19 protein-coding genes are annotated in these 22,486 nt (G+C 72.5%); 11 read left to right on the top strand and 8 right to left on the bottom strand.

Annotated features, from left to right (window positions below):
• The first annotated feature begins 53 nt into the window (after nt 1-53).
• The 3 genes from OG623_RS31090 to OG623_RS31080 all read left to right on the top strand — a co-directional run bounded on the left by OG623_RS31090 (nt 54) and on the right by OG623_RS31080 (nt 3,176).
• On the top strand, nt 54-1,232 hold the full coding sequence (locus tag OG623_RS31090) for a sensor histidine kinase (protein WP_406150915.1): 1,179 nt from the start codon (nt 54-56) through the stop codon (nt 1,230-1,232).
• Between the two features lie 4 nt (nt 1,233-1,236).
• Complete coding sequence (locus OG623_RS31085; RefSeq protein ID WP_406150914.1) at nt 1,237-1,887, top strand: response regulator; 651 nt, start codon at nt 1,237-1,239, stop codon at nt 1,885-1,887.
• A 131-nt stretch (nt 1,888-2,018) separates the two neighbouring features.
• Entirely contained in the window at nt 2,019-3,176 is a 1,158-nt protein-coding gene (locus OG623_RS31080) for an ROK family transcriptional regulator (protein ID WP_406150913.1), read from the top strand.
• Nucleotides 3,177-3,224: 48 nt separating this feature from the next.
• Here OG623_RS31080 and OG623_RS31075 read toward each other — a convergent pair whose 3' ends face one another.
• The 3 genes from OG623_RS31075 to OG623_RS31065 all read right to left on the bottom strand — a co-directional run bounded on the left by OG623_RS31075 (nt 3,225) and on the right by OG623_RS31065 (nt 6,125).
• The gene (locus tag OG623_RS31075; RefSeq protein ID WP_406150912.1) at nt 3,225-3,992 is read right to left on the bottom strand and encodes a GntR family transcriptional regulator; all 768 of its coding nucleotides are present in this window, start codon (nt 3,990-3,992) and stop codon (nt 3,225-3,227) included.
• Nucleotides 3,993-4,228: 236 nt separating this feature from the next.
• Nucleotides 4,229-5,113, bottom strand: coding sequence for an RNA polymerase sigma-70 factor (locus OG623_RS31070; protein WP_406150911.1), 885 nt, complete (start codon nt 5,111-5,113; stop codon nt 4,229-4,231).
• Nucleotides 5,114-5,180: 67 nt separating this feature from the next.
• Nucleotides 5,181-6,125, bottom strand: coding sequence for an EamA family transporter (locus OG623_RS31065; protein ID WP_406150910.1), 945 nt, complete (start codon nt 6,123-6,125; stop codon nt 5,181-5,183).
• A gap of 47 nt (nt 6,126-6,172) precedes the next feature.
• Here OG623_RS31065 and OG623_RS31060 point away from each other — a divergent pair, with 47 nt between their 5' ends.
• The 3 genes from OG623_RS31060 (at nt 6,173) to OG623_RS31050 (ending at nt 10,919) form a co-directional block, all read left to right on the top strand.
• Entirely contained in the window at nt 6,173-7,675 is a 1,503-nt protein-coding gene (locus OG623_RS31060) for a PLP-dependent aminotransferase family protein (RefSeq protein WP_406150909.1), read from the top strand.
• Nucleotides 7,676-7,830: 155 nt separating this feature from the next.
• Entirely contained in the window at nt 7,831-9,405 is a 1,575-nt protein-coding gene (locus OG623_RS31055; RefSeq protein WP_406150908.1) for an alkaline phosphatase D family protein, read from the top strand.
• Nucleotides 9,406-9,512: 107 nt separating this feature from the next.
• Nucleotides 9,513-10,919 (top strand): GNAT family N-acetyltransferase, encoded by a 1,407-nt coding sequence (locus OG623_RS31050; protein ID WP_406152087.1) that lies wholly within the window; start codon nt 9,513-9,515, stop codon nt 10,917-10,919.
• Here the strand turns inward: OG623_RS31050 and OG623_RS31045 are convergent.
• Nucleotides 10,849-12,069: a trans-sulfuration enzyme family protein gene (locus OG623_RS31045; protein WP_406150907.1), complete on the bottom strand. Its 1,221-nt coding sequence runs from the start codon at nt 12,067-12,069 to the stop codon at nt 10,849-10,851. The genes OG623_RS31050 and OG623_RS31045 overlap by 71 nt on opposite strands.
• Nucleotides 12,070-12,129: 60 nt before the next feature.
• On the opposite strand from OG623_RS31045, the gene OG623_RS31040 reads away from it, so the two are divergent.
• The 3 genes from OG623_RS31040 (at nt 12,130) to OG623_RS31030 (ending at nt 15,381) form a co-directional block, all read left to right on the top strand.
• A complete protein-coding gene (locus OG623_RS31040; protein ID WP_406150906.1) occupies nt 12,130-12,633 on the top strand; it encodes an Lrp/AsnC family transcriptional regulator in 504 nt (167 codons plus the stop codon).
• A 93-nt stretch (nt 12,634-12,726) separates the two neighbouring features.
• Nucleotides 12,727-14,415 carry a DUF885 domain-containing protein gene (locus tag OG623_RS31035; protein ID WP_406150905.1) on the top strand — a complete coding sequence of 563 codons (1,689 nt, stop codon included), beginning with the start codon at nt 12,727-12,729 and terminating at the stop codon, nt 14,413-14,415.
• A gap of 90 nt (nt 14,416-14,505) precedes the next feature.
• Nucleotides 14,506-15,381, top strand: a complete 876-nt coding sequence (locus OG623_RS31030) for an ATP-grasp domain-containing protein (protein WP_406150904.1) — start codon at nt 14,506-14,508, stop codon at nt 15,379-15,381.
• A 39-nt stretch (nt 15,382-15,420) separates the two neighbouring features.
• On the opposite strand, the gene OG623_RS31025 is transcribed toward OG623_RS31030, so the two are convergent.
• The 3 genes from OG623_RS31025 to OG623_RS31015 are packed head-to-tail and all read right to left on the bottom strand — an operon-like array spanning nt 15,421 to nt 20,361.
• Complete coding sequence (locus OG623_RS31025) at nt 15,421-18,513, bottom strand: AAA family ATPase (protein ID WP_406150903.1); 3,093 nt, start codon at nt 18,511-18,513, stop codon at nt 15,421-15,423.
• On the bottom strand, nt 18,510-19,676 hold the full coding sequence (locus tag OG623_RS31020) for an exonuclease SbcCD subunit D (RefSeq protein ID WP_406150902.1): 1,167 nt from the start codon (nt 19,674-19,676) through the stop codon (nt 18,510-18,512). The genes OG623_RS31025 and OG623_RS31020 overlap by 4 nt, the downstream gene beginning before the upstream one ends.
• A gap of 49 nt (nt 19,677-19,725) precedes the next feature.
• Nucleotides 19,726-20,361 carry a YigZ family protein gene (locus OG623_RS31015; protein ID WP_406150901.1) on the bottom strand — a complete coding sequence of 212 codons (636 nt, stop codon included), beginning with the start codon at nt 20,359-20,361 and terminating at the stop codon, nt 19,726-19,728.
• Nucleotides 20,362-20,443: 82 nt separating this feature from the next.
• Here OG623_RS31015 and OG623_RS31010 point away from each other — a divergent pair, with 82 nt between their 5' ends.
• The gene (locus OG623_RS31010) at nt 20,444-20,860 is read left to right on the top strand and encodes a CoA-binding protein (protein WP_406150900.1); all 417 of its coding nucleotides are present in this window, start codon (nt 20,444-20,446) and stop codon (nt 20,858-20,860) included.
• A 157-nt stretch (nt 20,861-21,017) separates the two neighbouring features.
• Entirely contained in the window at nt 21,018-21,818 is an 801-nt protein-coding gene (locus OG623_RS31005; RefSeq protein WP_406152086.1) for an aminoglycoside N(3)-acetyltransferase, read from the top strand.
• 56 nt (nt 21,819-21,874) lie between these two features.
• Here OG623_RS31005 and OG623_RS31000 read toward each other — a convergent pair whose 3' ends face one another.
• Nucleotides 21,875-22,429, bottom strand: a complete 555-nt coding sequence (locus tag OG623_RS31000; RefSeq protein WP_406150899.1) for a YbaK/EbsC family protein — start codon at nt 22,427-22,429, stop codon at nt 21,875-21,877.
• Nucleotides 22,430-22,486: the final 57 nt, after the last annotated feature.

Here is a 22,486-nt window from a genome sequence, read left to right as displayed (position 1 = left end):
GTCTCCCTCGCTCGGGGGAACCGTCCGTGACCCTGCGCTGAGACGATGACGGCATGCGCCACTTTCTCGGGCCGCTGGCCGCGCCTGTCACGTACAGCCGCTGGCTGCATCTGCTCATTCCTGCCGCCGTCGTCAGTGTGTGGATGTTCATCGCCATCGACACCGCCTGGATGCCGATGCCGTTCGTCTTCGCGATTCCGATCGGTCTGCTGCCACCAGTCCGCCTCGTCGAGGGCGCACAGGCGCAGTTCCTCCTCACACCCGGCGAAAGCAGCCGGGCCGGCCCCTCGATATCCGCGGCGCCCGCGGCCACATGGGCGGACCGTTGGCGCACCGTGGCCTGGCTGGAGGTCAGGCTGCTCCTCACAGCCGCAGCAGGCTTCGCCACCGTCTGGCTGCCGGTCACGACGCTCGACCTCATCCGGACCTCGGCAGGCGCGGATCCGAGCCTCGGGTGGTTGACCGGCTTCCTCGAAGTGCGGTGGCTGTGCGCGCTGCTCGCGCCCCTACCGATCCTGGTACTTCTCGGATGGGTCGTCCTGTGCGGCGAAGTGGCCACGGCAGCGGCCCGTGGGCTGCTGGGACCGTCACCGACCGAGCGGATGACCGCGCTGGAAGAGCGCACCGAGCAGCTGCTGGAGCGTAATCGGATAGCGCGCGAGCTCCATGATTCGATCGGGCACGCGCTGACGGTCGCAGTGGTACAGGCAGGCGCCGCCCGGACAGCCGGCAGCGCAGAGTTCACCGAGCGAGCGTTGACCGCCATCGAGGAGACGGGTCGGCAGGCGCTGGACGATCTGGAGCGAGTCCTGCGCGTGCTGAGGGAATCCGACCTTCCCGCCGGGGCCCACCCCACCCTGGCCGAGGCCGACCGGCTGCTGGAATCGGCTCGCGGCTCCGGTGTGAAGATGGACGTAGAGATGACCGGGGCACTGGGTCTGCTCCCCGGCCCTGTGTCACGCGAGGGCTACCGGATTCTGCAGGAATCGCTCACCAATGTGCTGCGTCACGCCGGCACCGTTCCCGTACGGGTGAGGATCGCCGTGGCGAAGGAGAGGCTGGAGCTGGAGGTGGCCAATCCGCTGGGGGCTTCGTCGCGCGGCCCGGGCAGCGGCAGCGGGCTGCGAGGTATCCGGGAGCGGGCCGCTCTGCTGGGCGGCAAGGCCATGACGGGCCCGCACAAAGGGGAATGGATCGTGCGGGCGACCCTTCCACTGGATCCCATAGGCTGATCGGATGCCGGTTACCGTGCTTCTGGTCGACGACGAACCTCTGGTGCGCGCAGGGCTCCGCGCGGTCCTGGAAGCGCAGGGCGACATCGAGGTGGTGGGCGAGGCGGCCGACGGCGCCGCCGTGATCCCCCTCGTCGGTCGGCTTCGGCCCGACGTCGTGGCCATGGATGTGCGCATGCCCCTGATGGACGGGATCGAGGCTACCCGAGCGGTACTGCGCACCGTTGCCGATCCGCCGAAGATTCTGGTGGTGACCACCTTCGAGAACGACGAGTACGTGTACGAGGCTCTGCGCGCGGGGGCGGACGGTTTTCTGCTCAAGCGAGCCCGGCCCGCGGAGATCGTCCACGCGGTGAGGCTCGTGGCCGAGGGTGAGTCGCTGCTGTTTCCCGCCGCGGTCCGGCAGCTCGCTGCGGACTACGGCACGAGCAGGGCGCGCGACGCCATGGAACGGGCGGCGCTCACCGAGCGTGAGGCGGCAGTGCTCCGCCTGATGGCACGGGGCCGGTCGAACGCGGAGATCGCCGCCGAACTGATCGTGGGCGTGGAGACCGTGAAGACACATGTCAGCGCGGTCCTCGCAAAGTTGGGGGCCAGGGATCGTACGCAAGCGGTGATCGCGGCTTACGAGTCCGGCTTCGTGTCTCCACGCTGACGCCGGCGTGGAGTGGCGGGCGGCGGGTGGCCGGGAGTGGTTCCGGTTGGGTCTGTGTGGGTGCTGGTCGCCGAGGTCGGGGTCAGCGAGTACGATCCGGCAGACATGGGCACGACCTGGGAGGACACACGGTGAGCAGGCTGACCGGTGGGGACCCGTCGCTGCTGCGGAGGATCAATTCCGCGGTGGTGCTGCACGCTCTGCGCGGGGCGGATTCGCCCACGCTCACCGACCTGACCCGGATCACAGGTCTGTCGCGTCCCACGGTCGAAGGTGTCGTCGAAGGGCTCATCGCGGCCGGGCTGGTGGTGGAGGCCCTGCCCGACGAGAGCGGGGCCAGGCGTCAGGGCCGGCCCGCGCGGCGCTTCAGGTTCCGTGCGGAGGCCGGGCACCTGCTGGGCATCGAGATCGGCCCGCACCGGATATCCGCCCTGCTGTCCGGGCTCGACGGCAGGATCGTCGGCGCGGGATCGCGGGACGTCTCCGAGACGGCGTGCGCGGATGACAGGCTCGACCAGGTCAGAGGCATGATCGCCGATGTGCTGCGGCGCACCGGTGTGCAGCGCAGCAGCTTGCGCGCGGTGGGCGTGGGCAGTCCGGGCATCGTGGAGGCGGACGGCACCGTGCGTCTTGGCACGGCCCTGCCGGGCTGGACCGGTCTCGCGCTCGGCGAAAGGCTGCGGCGTTCCTTCCGGTGCCCCGTCCTGGTGGAGAACGACGCCAACGCGGCGGCCGTGGCCGAACACTGGAAGGGCGCGGCGACGGAGTCCGACGACATCGTCTTCGTTCTGGCGGGCTTGAGCCCCGGCGCCGGGTCACTCATCGGGGGGAGGCTGCACCGTGGGTTCGGCGGGGCCGCCGGAGAGATCGGGGCGCTGCATCTCCTCGGCCGTGAGGTCACCCCGGAGCATCTGCTCTCCACGACGGACACCCCGCTGGACCCGTTGGACGAGCATGCGGTCGCCGAGGTCTTCGCCAAGGCCAGGCTCGGCGACGCCGGGGCGCGGGCAGCCGTCGAGCGGTTCATACAGCGGCTGGTGCACGATGTCGCGGCTCTGGTGCTGGCGCTCGATCCGGAGCTCGTGGTGATCGGCGGGTGGGCCGCCGGTCTTGACGGTGTCCTCGACCCGCTCCGCGACGAGCTCGCCCGCTACTGTCTGCGGCCGCCCCGGGTGACCCTGTCGCTCCTCGGTGAGGCGGCCGTCGCCACCGGCGCGCTGCGGCTGGCGCTGGACCATGTCGAGGAGCAACTCTTCGCCGTGGAAGGGACGGTGACGGCCCGTCGCTGAGCGGGCCGGGCCTGGCCTGGGCGATGGACGGGTGGCGAGCGCCCGGTGTCAGGAGGCCTTGCGCTCCTGCTCCTCGTGACTGATCTCCAGCGCACCCGAGTCCCCGAAGGTGAGCCGGCAGGTGTCCGCCCTGTAGGTGGCGACGGAGACCGCTGCCGTGCCGGCGGCGGCCAGATACCGGGTGGTGACCACGAGGACCGGGGCCCCGGGCAGCCGGTCGAGTTCCCTGGCGTCGTCCGCCCGCGCCGAACCGAGCTCGACCGAGCGGTCCTGGCCGTCGAGGTCGAGCCGGTGCAGTTCCCGCAGGACGCTCCGCGCCCTGACAGGCCCGGACGGCGCCTCGATGGCGGAGAGTTCGGGCACGGACCCCGCCGGTACGTACAGCAGCTCGGCCGCCACGGCCTGCCCGTGGGCGACCCGGATACGGCGCACCACATGCACGGGCTCGTCGGCTTCCATGCCCAGCAGCACGGCGACCGAGGCGGGCACGGGGTCCATGGCGCAGTCGAGCGGCTGCCACGCCTCGTCGGGGTCGCTGCCCGGCCGGCCGTGCGGTGCGGTGGTCACGGCCACCTTGACCCGGGGCGGTGCGACGGTGGTGCCCACACCGCGGCGTCGCTGCAGCCGGCCTTCGAGCTCCAGCTGCTCCAGCGCCTGACGGAGCGTCGCCCTGGCGACACCGAAACGCGCGGCGAGGTCCCGCTCGTTGGGCAGTACCTCACCCACCGCGAAGTCCGAGTCGAGCGCCTCACTGAGCAAGGTCTTGAGGTGCCAGTACTTCGGCTCCTGCACCGATTCCAGCTGCGTGGTCCCCACCCTGTCCTCCGCATCCGCCCGGTGGCTTGTTTTCCCCGACGTTATTTATTAAAGGTTCCTGCCTTATCGTTCAGACCTTAGGACGGCGAACCACCTTGGTCAAGACCAATCCTCGCCCCGTCACCGTGCGGAACGACGCACTGCCGCAGAGCGTTCACGGGACGTTCGTGCCGCCGTGAGCCACGGCAACACGCATCACCCCGGGAGGGACCCGGGGTGATGCGAACGGAAGGGCCTCAGGCCGGGCGCACGCCGGCCAGCTTGTCCGGGTTGCGGATGATGTAGACGCACCGGATCGCCCCGTCGGCGACCTCGGTCTGGAAGACGGTGTCCACCTTCCCGTCGACGCTGAACACCAGGGCGGGCCCGCCGTTGAGCTCGACGATCCCGGCCTGCGCACCGGCCGGCCACTCCTGGCCGACGGCGAGGAGGAAGCGGCCGACCTTGTCGGCGGTCTCGATGACCCGCCGCGGTGCCTTCGCCTTGCCCCCGCTGTCACCGACCAGGCGCACATCGGGCGCCAGCAGGGCGAGCAGCTGTTCCAGGTCCCCGCCCGAAGCCGCGGCGAGGAAGCGCTCGGTGAGGTCGCGCCGCACGGCGGGGTCCACGTCGTAGCGCGGTTTGCGCTCCTCCACATGGTGCTTGGCACGGCCGGCGAGCTGCCGCACCGCGGCCTCGGACCGGTCGAGGGCGGCGCCGATCTCCGCGTACGGGAAGCCGAAGGCCTCGCGCAGGACGAAGACCGCGCGTTCCAGCGGGGAGAGGGTTTCGAGGACGACCAGTACGGCCAGTGACACGGAGTCGGCGAGCACCGCCCGCTCCGCCGAGTCGGCCACGGCCGGGCCGAATTCGGTGACCACCGGTTCGGGCAGCCATGGCCCGACGTACGCCTCCCGACGCGCGTGCAGATGGCGCAGCCGGTCGATGGACAGACGGGTCGTGATCCGCACGAGATAGGCCCTCGGCTCCCTCACGTCCTCCCGGTCCGCCGACGACCAGCGCAGCCACGCCTCCTGCACCACGTCCTCCGCGTCGGCGACACGGCCGAGCATGCGGTAGGCGACCCCGGTGAGGAAGGGCCGGTGTTCTTCGAAGAGTTCGGTCACGGTCGCGGCAGTCACTCTTCCATCCCAGCCGACGGGCCCGGGGGTGTCCAGCGGGAAACGCGCTCGCCCCGTGAACTGGGCGCTACCCGGCAGTGGTCACCGCGGGCACGGCGTCCCGGCCACCGCGGGCGCCCGGCGCCCGCACACCCGAGCCGAGGACCACCCCGAGTCCCACCAGCAGGCTTCCCACGCCCTGCCCCAGGCCGTACGTCCCCGTGCCGACCAGCGGCGCGGTCAGCGCGGCCGATACGGGGATCAGCCCGGAGAAGAGCGTGGCGCGTTCGGCCCCGATGCGCCGCATACCGCTGTACCAGCACACGAAGCCGATGACGGTGACCACGGCCGCCTGCCACAGCAGCGCCAGTGCCTCCCCCGCGGTGGGCGCCCGCAGAAAGCCGCCCCCACCGGACAGGACGTCGAAGAGGAGGCCGAGCAGCGTGGCTTCCACGGCCGCCACCGCGCACACCACGGCCGAGAGCAGCTTCGGTCCGAGGGGGCGCAGCACGGGTACGGCGAGGACGGCGAATCCGACCTCGCCGCCCAACGCGCCCACCGAGAAGAGGAGGCCCGCCAGGTCGGTCCGGCCCCAGCCCTGGACGGTGAACGCGCCGACGGCCACGAGCCCCGCCGCGCACAGGACGGCCCGGGCCGGCCGGCGCCCTTCCAGGACGGGTACCAGAACGCCGACGACGATCGGCGCACAGCCGACGAGCACTCCGGGTACCGCCGGTTCCGCGGTGCGTTCCGCGGCCAGTACCGCCAGGTTGAAGCCGACCATTCCGATGGCCGCGAGTGCCCCCACCCGGGCCCAGTGCCTGCGGGTGAGTGTCTTCAGGACCGTGGAGGGCCGGGGGCCGCCGCCCGGGCGCAGCAGCGGCAGGAGCAGCAGCGCGGCCAGACCGTATCGCAGGGCTTGGCCGCCCGCGTACGGGAAGTCTCCGAGGACGCTGTTCGCCGTGAAGGAGGCGCCCACGAGGGTGCAGGCGAAGGCCGCGAGAAGGGCTCCGCGCAGGGAAGTCGCTTTCATGGGGCCGACGCTAGATTTCGCGGCGGTCCGGATTAAGGTCCACTTCCATGACGTCTTCGGGGACCAATCCATCACCGTCTCCGGCCTCGCCGGGCGGCGGAGGAGGCGCCTCCGCCGCCTGGGAACTGCTGCTCCCCGCCGCCTCGGCCCCCGCACGCCGCCGGGGTCGCGCGCTCCAGGAGGCCCTGCGCGATGCGGTGCGTTCGGGCCGGCTGCCGGCCGGTACCCGTCTGCCGGCCAGCCGTGAACTCGCCGCCGACCTCGGGGTGTCGCGCGGCCTGGTGACCGAGGCGTACGAGCAGCTGACGGCGGAGAGTTACCTCCGCGCCGGCCGCGGCGCGGGCACCTGGGTGAGCGGTGCCGTGCGGCCCGCCGCCCGGGTGGCGCGGGATCTGTCACCGCGCGGGCCCGGCGCTCGGGTGGACTTCCGGCCCGGCACCCCGGATCTCTCGCTCTTCCCACGGAGCGCCTGGGCCTCGGCCCATCGGGCGGTCCTGGACCGGCTGCCGCACAGCTCCCTCGGCTACCCGGATCCGCGCGGCCTGCCGGAGCTGCGCGTGGCGCTGGCGTCCCTGCTCACCAGGCGTCGTGGCGTGGTGGCCGACCCGGAGCGGGTGGTGGTGTGCTCGGGAGTGGCCCAGGCGACGACCCTGCTCGGCTTCGTCCTGCGCGAGCGCGGGGCGACGACGGTCGGTGTCGAGGACCCCGGCAGCCCCGAGCACACCTCGCTGTTCGCCTCCACCGGCCTGACCACGGTTCCGCTGCCGCTCGACGCCGGCGGGCTTGCGGTGGACCCGCTGGTGCGCTCCGGTGTGCGCGCCGTGGTCACGACCCCGGCGCACCAGTTCCCCACCGGCATCGCGTACTCCTCCGGGCGACGCGGTGAGCTGCTCGACTGGGCCCGGCGCACCTCGGGCGTGATCATGGAGGACGACTACGACGGCGACTTCCGCTACGACCGGGCGCCGGTGGGGGCGTTGCAGGGGCTGGACCCGGAACACGTCGTGTACACCGGCTCGGTGAGCAAGTCCCTGGCTCCCGGCCTGAGGCTCGGCTGGCTCATCGCCCCCGAGTCGATGACCGACGCCGTGGTCGCCCGAAAGCGCACGATGGACCTCGGCAATCCGGCCGTCGACCAGGCCGTACTGGCGGACTTCGTGGCCGGCGGCGGCTACGACCGGCAGCTTCGCCGCTGTCAGCGCGCGTACCGGGAGCGCCGTGACGCCATGACGGGAGCACTGGACGCGCACTTCCCCGGGACGCGGGTCAGCGGGATCTCCGCGGGTCTGCACATCATCGCCCGGCTGCCCGAACGGTTCGGTCCGCAGGAGGAGTTCCTGCGGCGGGCGACGGCCGCCGGGATCGCGCTGCGCCCGCTGAGCGACTGCACGGCGGGCGGCGCGAAGGACGGCACCATCCGTCTGGTACTCGGTTACGCGCATCTGGCGCCCTCCGCCATCGAGCACGGCGTACGCCTCCTGGCCGAGGCGGCACGACGCGGCCCGGCGTCCCGGGCCCCCGGCGGGCGAGGCGCACCGAACGGGTCGTAGGGGCGCGGCGTAGGGGCGGGTCTCAGGGGCGGACCGAACCGGTTGTTCATCTGCGGTTGGCGTACCGGCCGCTGCCGGGGACTAGGCATGGGTCTGCACCCAGCCTGCACGACCCCGCTGTTCCGGCAGCCGCATCCGCCCCTGGAGGCGCACCGATGTCCCACCGTCCCCTCGTCCCCGGCCGTCGCACCGTGCTGCGCGGCTCGCTCCTGGCCTCGGCGGCCGTCGCCGTGCCCGTGACGGCCGCCGCCGCGCCCGCGTTCGCACGGTCGGGCCGGCCGAGCGCGTCCTGGGGTGTGCAGGTCGGTGATGTCACGGCGTCGTCCGCCCTGGTGTGGGTACGTTCCGACCGCCCCGCCCGGATGGTGGTGGAGACATCGGCGACCGAGTCCTTCCGCCGCGCCCGCACCTGGCACGGCCCGCTCATCGGCGCGTCCACGGACTACACGGGCACCACCCCGCTGCACGGACTGCCGGCCGGCGAGCAGGTGCACTACCGCGTCACGCTCGCCGACCCGGACGACCCCCGCCGCTCGGGCAAGCCGGTGTACGGAACCTTCCGCACGGCCCCGGCCCGCCGTCGTGACGGGGTGCGGTTCCTCTGGTCCGGCGACATCGCCGGACAGGGCTGGGGCATCAACCCCGACATCGGCGGCTACCGGGTGTACGACGAAATGCGCCGTCTGGACCCGGACTTCTTCCTGTGCAGCGGCGACAACATCTACGCGGACGGGGTGCTCGAACCCAGCGTGACACTGCCCGACGGGCGGATCTGGCGCAACATCACGACCCCGGAGAAGTCGAAGGTCGCCGAGACCCTGGACGAGTACCGCGGGAACTTCCGGTACAACCTGCTCGACGACAACCTGCGGACGTTCAACGCGCAGGTTCCCGCCATCATCCAGTGGGACGACCACGAGGTACGCAACAACTGGTACCCGGGGCAGATCCTCGACGACGTCCGCTACACCGAGAAGAACGTGGATCTGCTGGCCTCGCGCTCGATGCGGGCGTTCCGCGAGTACTTCCCGGTCCCGACGCTCCAGGTGCCGCCGCAGGAGCGGCGCATGCACCGTGTCGTGCGGCACGGTCCGCTGCTCGATGTGTTCGTCCTGGACATGAGATCCTACCGCGACGCCAACTCCCCCGGCAGGCAGCCCGACGACACCACGGGCATCCTCGGCGCCGAGCAGCTGACCTGGCTGAAGCGCGAGCTGTCGCGGTCGCGTGCGGTGTGGAAGGTGATCGCCGCCGACATGCCGCTGGGCCTGGTGGTCACGGACGGCGACACGGACTTCGAAGCGGTCGCCCAGGGCGACCCGGGCGCACCGCTGGGGCGCGAGCTGCAGATCGCGGAGCTGCTGCGTCACATCAAGCACCGGCGCATCACGGGCACCGTCTGGCTGACGGCCGATGTGCACTACACCTCCGCCCAGCACTACGCTCCCGAGCGCGCGGCCTTCAAGGACTTCGCGCCGTTCTGGGAGTTCGTCTCGGGCCCGCTGGCCGCGGGCAGCTTCCCGGCCAACGCGCTGGACGGCACGTTCGGCCCTGACCGGGTGTTCGTCAGGGCACCGGACCGGGAGAACGTGTCCCCGATGGAGCAGCCGCAGTTCTTCGGAGAGGTCGACATCGACGGCGGCAGCGGGGAGCTGACCGTACGGCTCAGGGCGCAGGGCGGCGATGTCCTGTTCACCAAGGTGCTCCAGCCCGGGCGTATCGGGCAGTGATCCATGCAATATCGCCTGAAGGTGACCAGATCCACACGTAACCCATCAGTCACAGTGCGTTCGTGATCAGGCAACACCGTTCGGTCAGAGTGGAAGACATGACTGATGTGACATCCGCGAAGAGTGCCCGCCGTCCGCACCACTGGCGGCGGGACCTGATCGAACTGGCCGCGCTCTTCACCGCGGTGGCGGTGGCCGACGCGGTCGCCAACCTGATCGGGCACCAGCCCGACGGGCCTTATCTGCTCATGGCGTCGGCCGTGGCCCTGGTGGCCACGGCCACCTTCCACACATGGTGGGCAAGGCGGCACAGCCACGCGCCGCCCCCCGATACGGGGCTCGAAGCGGCAGAAGCGGCAGAAGGGGCCGAAGCCGTCGAAGGGGCCGGCGTCGATGAGACCGGCGAGACGGTGCTCTGGCGGATGCGGACGACGGTGCGGGACGCTCCCGGCACCCTGGCCGCCCTCTGCGTCGCCCTGGCCGGACACCGGATAGACATCCTGACCCTGCAGACCCACCCGCTGGCCGAAGGCACCGTCGACGAGTTCCTGCTGCGCGCGCCCGCGGCACTGCCGGCCCAGCAGCTCACCCGGGAGATCTCCGCCGCCGGCGGATCGTCGACCTGGATCGAGCGCGCGGACGCCCACGACCTGGTGGACACGCCCACCCGGGTCCTGGGCCTCGCCACCCGCACGGCGCTGGACGCGGCCGAGCTCCCGCTCGCCCTGCGTCAGCTCCTGGGCCGGTGCACCATCCACTCGCTGCCCGCCCTGTCGGTCACCGGCCGCCCGACGGGTGAGAGCGCACCGGTGGAAGGCGTCCTGGAGGACACCGTGATGCGGCTGCGCGATCCCTCGGGCGGTGTCATCACCGTGGAGCGCCCGTACCTCCCCTTCACCCCGACCGAGTTCGCCCGCGCCAGGGCCCTGGTCGAGCTGGACGCACGGCTCGGCCCGCGTGTACCGCGCAGTGAGGACGTCCTGACCCTGCCCGAGGGCAACGAGATCACCGTGCGCCGCGCGGACCGGGGTGACCTCGACGCGTCCCTCGCCATGCACGGCCGCTGCTCCGAGAGCACACTCGGCCTGCGCTACCACGGTCCGGTCCGTGACGCCGACCGGTATCTGGACCACCTGCTGAGCCCCCGCTTCGGCCGCACCCTCGCCGTGCAGACGGCATCGGGCCGACTGGTGGCGCTCGGTCATCTGCTGTGGGACGGCGACGAGACCGAGGTCGCCCTCATCGTCGAGGACGACTGGCAGCGCAGGGGCATCGGTTCCGAGCTACTCGCCCGGCTGGTGGCCCTGGCCGTCGAGGCGGGCTGCGAGAGCGTCTACGCGGTGACACAGGCCCACAACACGGGGATGGTCGCCGCCATGCGGGCGCTCTCGCTGCCCCTCGACTACCAGATCGAGGAAGGCACCCTCGTCGTCACCGCCAGGCTCACCGCGACTCCTGCACAGCGGTCCGTCCCGCCGGTGACGGAACCGGCAGATCAGCACTTCCGGCGCTGAGCGCCTGGCACAGATCCGCCCAGAGGTCCTCGACGTCCTCCAGGCCGACCGACATCCGCAGCAGACGGTCACCGACCCCGGCGGCCCTCCGGTCTCCTTCACCCACGATGCGGTGGCTGATGGAGGCCGGATGCTGTATGAGGGTGTCCACACTGCCCAGGCTCACGGCGGGCGTGATCAGACGGACCCCCGCGATGATGCTGTGCGGATCCCCGAACACCTCGAAGGACACCATCGCGCCGCCCACCTCCGGGTAGTGCACCCGGGCGACACGGGGGTCGGCCGAGAGCCTGCGGGCGAGTTCCGCCGCGGCGGCCGAGGCGGCCCGTACGCGTACCGGCAGGGTGGAGAGACCGCGCAGCAGCAGATAGCCGGCCATCGGGTGCAGCACTCCCCCGGTGGCGAAGCGCACCTGCCGCAGGGTCGCGGCGAACTCCTCGTCGCAGGCGACGACTCCGCCCATCACATCGCCGTGACCGCCGAGGTACTTGGTGGCGCTGTGCAGCACGATCCGCGCGCCCTCCTCGATCGGCCGTTGCAGCACGGGCGTGGCGAAGGTGTTGTCGACGAGGAGCGGCACGGAGCCGCAGGAGTGCGCCACGGCCCTGGTGTCGATCTCGGCGAGGGTGGGGTTGGCCGGCGTCTCGACCATCACCAGACCGGTGTCCGGGCGGATCGCTTCGGCGATGCCCGCAGGATCCGTCCAGGTCACCTCGGTGCCCAGCAGGCCGGCGCCCAGCAGGTGGTCACTACAGCCGTAGAGCGGGCGTACCGCGACGACATGGCGCAGCCCCAGGCTCGCTCGGGCGAGCAGGACCGCCGTGAGCGCCGCCATTCCGCTGGCGAAGGCGACGGCGCTGTCCGTCCCCTCGAGCCGGGCCAGCGCCGTCTCGAAGCGGGCCGTCGTCGGGTTGTCGAGGCGTGCGTACACCGGCGGGCCTTCCGGCCTGGCACCGGTGGTGGCGAAGGCGTCGATGCGCTCGGCCTCGCCCCTGGAGTCGTACGAGGGATAGGTGGTGGACAGATCGATCGGCGCGGCGTGCAGTCCGAGGGAGGCGAGATCGTCGCGTCCCGCGTGCACGGCTTCGGTGGCGAGCGCCCTGGACCGGAAGGAGGGCTGGGATGTCAGCGAGGAGGCTTCGGTGTCCATGTCACCCAGCCTGAACAGGGACCGGCGATCGGTGTCCATCGGCCGTGCTACGTTCGCCCGATGTCTGAATCCGTCGTTCTCGATCCGGTTGATCTGCACATTTTGCGTCTCCTGCAGAACGATGCGCGGACGACGTACCGGGAGCTCGCGGCGGAGGTCGGAGTGGCGCCGTCCACGTGTCTCGACCGTGTGGCGCGGCTGCGCAGGTCCGGTGTGATCCTCGGCCACCGGCTCCGGCTGGATCCGGCGCGACTCGGCCGGGGCCTGGAGGCGCTGCTGCTGGTGCAGGTGCGGCCGCACCGCAGGGAGCTCATCGGCCCGTTCGTCGAGCGGATCAGGGCGCTGCCGGAGTCCCTGGCCTTCTTCCACCTCACCGGTCCTGACGACTATCTGGTGCATGTGGCGGTCGCCGACCCGACGGATCTGCAACGCCTGGTGCTGGACGAGTTCACCTCACGCCGTGAGGTGGCCCGCGTGGAGACCCGGCTGATCTTCCAGCAGTGGGAGTGCGGCCCCCTGATGCCGCCCGCCACGGGCACCTCGGACCGGGCCGGGCACCCCTGAGCTTCCCGGCGTCTCCGCGCCACGAAGGCGCTTCCTCCGGCCGAATCCGGTTCCCCCGTGACGTGGAGGCCTTCGCCGTACGAGGATGTCCCCATGTCAGACACATCGAGCAGCGCACTGCCGCGCCAGGTCGCCGACGCCTACGTCGACGCGTACATCGAACTCGACCCGATCACCGGTACCTATCTCGGTGTCGCGGAAAGCTCCCGCCGGCTGCCCGATTTCTCGCCCGCAGGCCAGGACGCCATGGCGGGACTCATCCGCGACACCCTCGTACGACTCGACGCAGCCGAGCGGCTCCCCGGCGCGGACACCGACGAGGAGAGGCGTTGCGCGCGACTCCTCCGGGAGCGCCTGACGGCCGAACTCGCCGTCCACGATGCCGAGGAGGGCCTGCGCGCCGTCTCCAACATCCACTCCCCCGCGCACAGCCTCCGTGATGTGTTCTCGGCGACGCCGACGGCGACGGACGAGGACTGGGCCGCGGTCGTGGACCGGCTGCGGGCTGTCCCCGCGGCGCTTGAGGGCTACCGCGCCTCGCTGGCCCTGGGTCTGGAACGCAAGCTCCACGGCGGCCCGCGCCCGACGGCGACGTTCATCGGTCAGCTGGGGGCCTGGGCCGGGGAGGACGGCGACCCCGGCTTCTTCCAGGACTTCGTGACCGAGGGCCCCGCGTCACTGCGCCCGGAGCTGGACGAAGCAGCGGAGCAGGCCACCGCGTCCCTCGCCTCGCTCCGGAACTGGATGCGGGACGTGTACGCCCCCGCGGTCGAGGGCGCCCCCGACACGGTGGGCCGGGAGCGTTACGCCCGCTGGGCGCGCCAGTTCAACGGCACGGACCTGGACCTCGACGAGGCGTACGCCTACGGCTGGTCCGAATACCACCGGCTGCTGGCCGAGATGAGGACCGAGGCCGACAAGATCCTCCCGGGCGCGGGCCCCTGGGAGGCGCTCGCCCATCTCGATGTCCACGGCAAGCACATCGAGGGCGTGGACGAGGTCCGGGTCTGGTTGCAGAACCTGATGGACGAGGCCATCGAGGCGCTCGACGGCACCCACTTCGAACTCGCCGAGCGGGTCCGGAAGGTGGAGTCCCGGATCGCTCCCGCCGGGGGCGCCGCCGCTCCGTACTACACCGGGCCCTCGGAGGACTTCTCGCGGCCGGGCCGCACCTGGCTCCCCACCATGGGCGAGACACGCTTCCCGGTCTACGACCTGGTGTCCACCTGGTACCACGAGGGCGTGCCGGGACACCACCTGCAGATCGCGCAGTGGACGCATGTCGCCGACAGCCTCTCCCGCTACCAGGCCTCGGTCGGCCAGGTCAGCGCCAACGCCGAGGGCTGGGCGCTGTACGCCGAGCGCCTCATGGACGAGCTGGGCTTCCTGCCCGACGCGGAGCGCCGCCTCGGCTATCTGGACGCACAGATGATGCGTGCCTGCCGGGTGATCGTCGACATCGGCATGCATCTGGAGCTGGAGATCCCCGCGGACTCCCCGTTCCATCCCGGTGAGCGGTGGACCCCGGCACTGGCCCAGGAGTTCTTCGGCAGCCACAGCGGCCGGCCCGCCGACTTCGTGGAGAGCGAACTGACCCGCTATCTGTCGATGCCCGGCCAGGCCATCGGCTACAAGCTGGGCGAGCGCGCCTGGCTGCTGGGCCGGGAGAACGCCAGGAAGGCCCACGGCGACGCGTTCGACCTCAAGGCCTGGCACATGGCGGCCCTCTCGCAGGGTTCGCTCGGCCTGGACGACCTGCTGGACGAGCTCTCCAAGCTCTGACCCGGCAGCGCGGGGCCGGTGCACGGCACAGGCCCCGCGCCACCGGCACGCCTGTGCCCCTCCACCGACCGTCCGAAGGACGAGATCCGTATGACTCCGCCCGGCTTCCTGTTCTGCTGCGACCCGCTGCGGCCACGGCATCCCGATTCCGAGTTCGCCCAGGAGGCGTCGGCGGCGGGGCGCGCCGGAGCGCGGACCGTCCTGATCGATCACGACGCGCTGCTCGCGGGGGATCCGGAGGCCGCCGTGAGCCGCGTCCCCCGGGACTCCGGCCCGTACTGGTACCGGGGCTGGATGATTCCGCCCCTGCGCTACGCGGAGCTTGAGCGCGCGCTCGCCGCCCGGGGCTGTTCGCTGCTCACCGATTCCACCGCGTACCGCACCGCCCATGAACTCCCCGGCTGGTACGAGGCGTTCACCGCCGTCACCCCGCGCAGCTCCTGGCGTGCCCTGTCCCCGGGAGAGCCCGTACCGGATCCGTCCGAGTGGTCGGACCTCGCCGGGGATCTCGGGCCCGCCCCTGGCCCCGGCATCGTCAAGGACTTCGTGAAGTCCCGTAAGCACGAATGGCACGAGGCGTGCTTCGTGCCGGAGCTGACGGACACGGAGCGGCTCGCCGGAGTCGTCGGCCGGTTCCTCGAACTGCAGGGGGATTTCCTGGCCGGCGGAGTGGTGCTGCGCGCCTACGAGCCGTTCGTACCCGGAGGCGAGGCACGGGTGTGGTGGCTGGACGGCCGGGCGGTGCGGGTGACAGCCCATCCGGACACACCCGGTCTGCTCCCGGTGCCCGAACTCGACGCCGTCGGCGAGGCCGTGCGCGCGCTCGGCTGTCGGTGGGTGACCACCGACATGGCCCTGCGGGAGGACGGCGCGTGGCGGGTGGTGGAGGTGGGTGACGCCCAGGTCAGCGGCCTGCCCGCCGACGACGACGGTGAGGGCCTGTTCGAGGCGCTCCTCGGCGCGTGAGCCGGCCCCCGCTGTTCAGCAGCCGCAGCCGCCGGGCGATCAGCCGCTGAGCGTGCCCGTGCCCGCGGCCCGGTGGACCACCGCCGAGCCGTGCCGTTCCTTGACCACTTCCAGCTGGGCGGGGATGCGGCGGCGCAGGTCGGCCACGTGGCTGACTATGCCGACGCTGCGGTCGCGTTCGCGCAGGGAGTCCAGGACGTCCAGCACCTCGTCCAGCGTCTGGTCGTCCAGGCTGCCGAAGCCCTCGTCGATGAAGAGCGTGTCGAGGCGCACCCCGCCCGCCTCGTCCGTCACCACATCGGCGAGGCCGAGTGCGAGGGCGAGCGAGGCGAAGAAGGTCTCGCCTCCCGACAGTGTCGCCGTGTCGCGCTCCCGGCCCGTCCAGGCGTCCACGACGTGCAGGCCGAGGCCCGCCCTGCGGCCCCCGCTGCGCTCGTCGGAGTGGACCAGCGTGTAGCGGCCGGCCGACATCCGCTGGAGGCGGGCCGTCGCCGCTGCGGCCACCTGTTCGAGGCGGGCGGCCAGTACGTACGCCTCCAGGCGCATCTTGCGCTCGTTGTCCGCGGAGGTGCCGGCGGTCAGCCCTGCGAGGCGGGCCACCCTCTCGTACTCCTGGCGCAGCGGTCCCAGGTCGCGCACCTCCGCCTCCGCACGGCGCGAGAGGCGGGCGAGCTCCGCGCCGCGCTCCTGTGCGGCGGCGTGCGCGGCGGCGCCCTCGCGCAGCGCCCGCACGGAGCGGTCGTACGCCTCCTGCGCGGCGTCCGGTGTCGCGGCGGGCTGTTCGGCGGCGGCCCTGGCGTCCTCCTCGGCAAGCCGGTCGGCGACCGTGGCCGCCTCCGTCTGCCAGGCGTCGATCCGGTGCTGGAGCTCCCGCTGCGCCGTGTCGTCGAGGAGCTCGGCCACGGCGGCCTCGGGCGTGGCGAATCCGGCCCGGAACGCGGCGTCGGCCAGTCTGCCGTCGGCCTCCTTGAGCCGCTCGGCCGCGCCCTGCTCGGCGCGCAGCGCCTCGGCGGCGTCGGCGAGCAGCCCGGCGCGGCGCTCCAGCAGAGCGGCGTGCTCGGCCACGGAGGCGCAGTGACCGCGGGCCTTTTCCAACTCTGCTTCCAGCGCGGCCTGTTCGCGGTCGAGCGCTTCCTGTTGCGAGGTGCGGGCAGCCGCGCGCCGCTCGGCCTGCTGCCGGTCGTCGATGCGGCCCAGATGCTCACGCTCGGCGGCGGCGAGCGCTTCGCTGGCCGCATGCGTTCCCGCGGCCAGCCGATGCGCCTCCGCGTGCTCCCTGCCCAGGCGGTCGACGGCTTCCTGCAACGCGGCCACGGAGGCGGAGGCGGACGTCGGGGCGGGGGCTCCGGTCGCGGCCTGCCGATCCGCCGCGGCGGGGGCGTCCGCACCGTCCCCCGGGTCCGCCGCCTCCGCACGGGCCGCCGCGAGTCGCTCGCGCAGGACCCCGAGCTCGCGCTCCGCCTCCGCGCGTGCCTTGTCGGCCTGCTGGAGGGCGGCGAGCGCCGCCTCCTCCATGGCCCGGTCGACATGGCCGGCCTCCGCGCGGGCCGGGTCCGGGTGCTCCGCCGAGCCGCACACCGTACAGGCGACTCCGTCGACGAGCTGCCCTGCCAACTCCGCCGCGATACCGCGCAGTCGCTGCTCCCGCAGCTCCAGCCAGCTCTCGCGCGCGTCCACGGCGCGCTCGCGAGCCGCGGTCAGAGCTGTCGCCGCCGTCTCCTCCTGGGCGCCGAGAGCGTCACGGCGGCGCGCCGCCTCCAGCCTTCTGCGCGCGGGGTCGAGCCGGCCGAACAGCTGTTCCGCGCGCGTCGTCGCGTCCCGGGCCCTCTCGATGCGTTCCATGAGGGCGCTGCGGGTGACGTCCCAGCCCGCCAGCCACTGCGACGTCTCCTGGATCAGTTCGTCGTCGGCACGGGACTGCCGCTCCAGGCGGGACCGTTCGGCGTCGATGTCACGGCTACGGTGCTCGGCACGGCGTGCGGCGTCGAGTGCGCCCAGCTCCGCCCGCAGCCCGCGTTCCGATCCGGCCAGCTGCTCGAAGCCGGCCTCCGACAGCTCGGGGGGCAGCCCGGCGCGGGCGCGTTCGCGGGCCGCGGCAGCCGTGCGGTGGGCCCGTCCGGCCTCCTCGCGCAGCTCCAGCGCCGGGGCGACCAGGTCCGCCTTGCGCGCGCGGGCCAGCTGTCCGTGGCAGCGGTCGCGTTCCGCGCGGCGGTCCTCGAGGTCCTCGGCACGGCGACGGGTCTCCTCGTACCGCCGCTGGAGCCGGGCGAGTTCACGCTGGGCTTCGAGCAGGTGGCCCGCGGCGGCGTTCCGGCCCTCGGCCGCGTCCAGCACCGACCGGGCGATGTCGAGCCGCTCATGGGCCGCGACGCGCGCGACGGCGGCCCACTGCAGGACCCCCTCGGCGAGGCCCGGCTCTCCCGGCCGCTCCTCGGGCAGCGCCGCTTCCCCGGCCGCGGGGCCGGCCGCCTGTGCGATCCGCTGGGCCAGGGCGAGTATCTGCTCGTCCGCCGCCCTGACCCGGGCCTCGGCCGTCCTTCGCAGCTCGGCAAGGCGCTCCTCCACGGCCGCGAACCGCCGGGTGTCGAAGAGCCGGCCGAGCAGCTTTCCGCGCGCCTCGGCGTCGGCGCGCAGGAACCGCGCGAAGTCACCCTGCGGCAACAGCACCACCTGGCAGAACTGGTCCCGGCTCATCCCGATGAGCCCGCCGATCTCCTCGCCGATCTCCTGGTGGGAGCGGCTGAGCGACTTCCAGCCCTGTTCGGCGTCGTACTCCCGCAGCCAGCTCTGCGCCTTCTCGGTCGTGAAGCCGCCGCCCCTCTTCTTGGGACGGGGCTGGGCGGGCCTCCTGGTGATCTCCAGGCGGCGCCCCCCGACGGTCAGCTCCAGGCGCACCTCGGTCGGCCGGTCCACCTGGGCGTGGTCACTGCGCAGGGATGTGCCGGGGCTCTGCCGGGCCCCGGGCACCGCCCCGTACAGGCCGTAGCAGACGGCGTCGAGCACGGAGGTCTTGCCTGCGCCTGTGGGACCGTGCAGCAGGAAGATCCCCGCCGACGACAGGGTGTCGAAGTCGACCTCCTGTGTGCCGCCGAACGGTCCGAACGCGGTCAGGGTCAGCCTGTGCAGCCTCAACGCGACACCTCGTCCACTGCGTCGCTCACCCGTACGTCGTCGAAGACGGCGCGCAGCACCGTCCGTTCCTGTGTGCTGGGCCCGCTGCCGCCGCGTACATGCGCCACGAAGTCCTCCGCCACCTGCTGGTCGTCACGCCCCTTCAGCCGCTGCGCGTACGACGCGAGGGGGTCCTGCGGGGAACGCTCAGGGTCGAAGACCAGGCTGAGCGTGTGCGGGAAGCGCTCAGTCAGCCGGGCCATCGGCTCGTCCGGCCGCGCCGGGTCGGTGAGGGTGGCCTCCACCCAGGACTCCCGGTGGCGTTCGAGGGCCGGGTCGTCGAGCAGCGTGTCGAGACGGCCCCGGAGCCTGGCGAGCGGACGCGGCACCGGGCAGTCGACGCGCTCGGCGGCGAGGTCCTGGCCAGGGCCGAGGTCGATCAGCCACATCGTCTTGCGGTGCGCGTGCTCGGAGAAGGAGTACGCGAGCGGCGAGCCCGAGTAGCGCACGCGCTCCGCGACCTTCTGGCAGCCGTGCAGGTGGCCGAGCGCCACGTAGTCGACGCCGTCGAAGACTCCTGCGGGCACGGCGGCGACACCGCCGACGGTGATGTCACGTTCGCTTTCACTGGGTTCACCGCCTGCCACGAACGCGTGCGCGAGCACGACGGACCTGGTCCCTTCGGGCCGGGTGGCGAGATCGGCCCTTACCCGGTCCATGGCCGCCGTGAGGACGGCCTCGTGACCGGCCTTCGCCGCACCGAGGCTGTCCTTGACGAGTGCGGGTTCCAGATAGGGCAGTCCGTAGAAGGCCACGTCGCCGTGTGCGTCGTGCAGCACCACCGGGGTCGCGCAGTCCGCGGGGTCGGTACGCAGATGGATCCCGGCCCGTGCGATCAGCCCGGCTCCGACGCCGAGCCTGCGGGCGGAGTCGTGGTTCCCGGAGATCATGACCGTCGGCACTCCGGCGGCGGCGAGCCGGTGCAGCGCGTCGTCGAAGAGCTGGACGGCCGACAGCGGGGGAACGGCCCGGTCGTAGACGTCGCCCGCCACGACGACCACGTCCACCGCGTGTTCCCGGACGGTTCTCACGAGGTGGTCGAGATAGGAGGCCTGGGCGTCGAGCATCGAGACGCGGTGGAAGGACCGCCCCAGATGCCAGTCCGAGGTGTGCAGAATCCTCACGGCGTCACTCCGACCATGGTCACGGCCCGCATGTTCCCCTTCATCCGCTTCATCCGCCCGCGACTTCCCCGTACGCCTCGCCGCCCAGTTCGAGCGTCGCGGAGCCTGCGGTGGCATCGGCCAGCCAGGCCCTGAAGTCCTCGACTTCGGCGTCCGGCAGCCCGATCGCGAGGGTCACGGCCTCCGCGTAGGTCACCTCGTGAACGGCCCGGCCCGTCGCGCGCAGATCGTTCTCCAGCTTGCCCGCCCGCTGGTGGTCCACGGTGATCGTCGCGAGGCGGAACCGGCGGCGGGTCGTCGTGCCCAGGGCGTCGAGCGCCTCACCGACGGCCCCTCCGTACGCCCGGATCAGTCCGCCCGCGCCGAGCTTGACCCCGCCGAAGTAGCGGGTGACGACGGCGACGGCGTACCGGACCTCCCTGCGCATGAGCATCTGGAGCATGGGGACCCCGGCCGTCCCGCCCGGCTCCCCGTCGTCACTGGCCTTCTGCACGGAGGCGTCGGCGCCGATGACGTACGCGAAGCAGTTGTGGTTGGCGGCGGGGTGCTCCTTGCGGACGCGTGCGACGAAGTCCTGCGCCTCCTGCTCCGTGGCGGCGGGGGCGAGCGCGCAGAGGAAACGCGAGCGGCTGACCTCGGTCTCGTGCACGCCCGCGTGGGCGACTGTCCGGTACTGCTCCTGCATCCGCCCACCCTATGCGCCGGTCCGCCCCGCGTTTTCACCCTTCCGTGGGGAATGGCCGGCCCCGGCCGTCCGTTGTCAGGGCATGTACGCAGACGATGAGACGGTTCGCAGGATCCTCCAGGACACGGGCGACACCTGGGCGGTGGTCGGTCTGTCCACCAACCGCTCCCGCGCGGCCTACGGCGTGGCGGAGGTCCTCCAGCGCTTCGGCAAGCGGGTGGTGCCCGTCCACCCCAAGGCGGAGCCGGTCCATGGCGAACAGGGATACGCCTCACTGGCGGACATACCCTTCCCGGTCGATGTGGTCGATGTCTTCGTCAACAGCGACCTGGCGGGCGCGGTCGCCGACGACGCGGTGGCGATCGGCGCGAAGGCGGTGTGGTTCCAGCTCGGCGTGATCGACGAGGAGGCCTACGGGCGCACGCGCGCCGCCGGCCTCTCCATGGTGATGGACCGCTGCCCGGCCATCGAGATACCCCGCCTGGGCGCCGGCCGCTGACCGGGGCCGCCTCCTGTGGTGGGAGGCGTGGTGTCGCGCGAGGCCTCCGACGGGGAGAATGTCCGCCGTGACCTCACATCTCGTGACCTCGCATCTCGTGACGCCACAACCCGTGGTGCCGGAGCCCGTGGTGCCGGAGCCCGTGGTGCCGGAGCCCGTGACGCCGCAGCTCCTCCTCGGCGATGAACGCACCGCGTCGCAGCTGTGCGAGCTCGGTGTGCGGCGGGGCGGTGTGCTGCTGGTGCACGCCTCGATGCGCTCCGCGGGCGGCAGCGCCCGGAGCATGGCCGATGCGCTGCGCAGGGCTCTCGGCCCGGAGGGCACGCTGGTCGTCCCAGCCTTCACCCCGGAGAATTCCGACACCTCGCGCTCCTACCTGGACCGGGTCAGGGGGCTGAGCGACCGGGCCCGCGCGGAGGTCCGTGCGACGATGCCGGCGTTCGACCCGGAGGTGTCTCCCGCGCCGTCGATGGGGGCGTTCGCCGAGACGGTCCGGCAGTCACCGGGTGCGCGGCGCAGCGCCCACCCGCAGACCTCGTTCGCCGCGCTCGGCCCGGCGGCGGCGAAGCTGCTCGGGGGCCACCGCCAGGACTGCCACCTCGGCGAGGACTCTCCCCTCGCCCGGCTGTACGACGCCGATGCGCAGGTCCTGCTGCTGGGGACGGGCTTCGACAGCTGCACCGCCTTCCACCTCGGTGAGTACCGCCGCCCGGAACCGCCCCGCCGTCTCTACCGCTGCGTGGTGGCGCGGGAGGGCCGGAGGCGCTGGTGGGAGTACGAGGACATCGCGCTCGACGACAGCGACTTCGCCGCCATCGGAGCCGATTTCGGCCATGAGCGCCCCGGGGCGGTCGACACCGGCCGGGTGGGGGCGGCGCCCAGCCGACTGTTCCGGCTCCGTGCGGCGGTGGATTTCGCCACGGGGTGGCTCGGGCGCCGCCGTGCCGACGGCCGCTGAGGGCGGAGCTCCGTCCCACCTGCTGCCGGGCCGCGGCCCTGCAGCCCGGCCCTGTCTCAGACCCCGAGCCCCTGGAGCACGACCGCTCCCGGCAGCGCCGCCAGCGCCTTGCCCGGGACGATCAGCTTGCCGCGGCGGCGGCCGCTGCCGATCAGAACCCACTCCTGATCCACCACGGCGGGGTCGACCAGCAGGGGCCAGGCCGCCGGGAGGCCGATCGGGGTGATCCCCCCGTACTCCATGCCGGTCTCGCCGACGGCCACATCCATCGCGGCGAACGATGCCTTGCGGGTGCCGAGGTGCTTACGCACCACCCCGTTCACATCGACGCGGGCTCGGGAAAGCACCACGCACGCGGCCAGGGTGGTCTCGCCACCCCGCTTGCCCGCGACCACCACGCAGTTGGCCGACGCGTCGAGCAGCTCGGGGCCGTAGTGCTCGGCGAACACCGCCGTGTCGGCGATCCCGGGGTCCGTGTCGACGAAGACGACCGACTCGGCGGGGACGCCGCCCCAGCCGGCCGTCACCGCCTCCGCGACGGGCGGGGTGAGCAGGTCGAGACGGCCGACGGCAGGGGAGACATCGCTGAAGATGTCCAGAAGAGCACGCATGTCGCTCACGCTAACAGCCCCCGCGAGCCGCTCACTTGCCCTCAATCAGGGCCGGGC

Source organism: Streptomyces sp. NBC_01012 (genome assembly GCF_045162755.1).
Lineage (GTDB): Bacteria > Actinomycetota > Actinomycetes > Streptomycetales > Streptomycetaceae > Streptomyces.
Note: the sequence above shows the minus strand (reverse complement) of the source record. Positions and strands in the feature narration are given on the sequence as shown.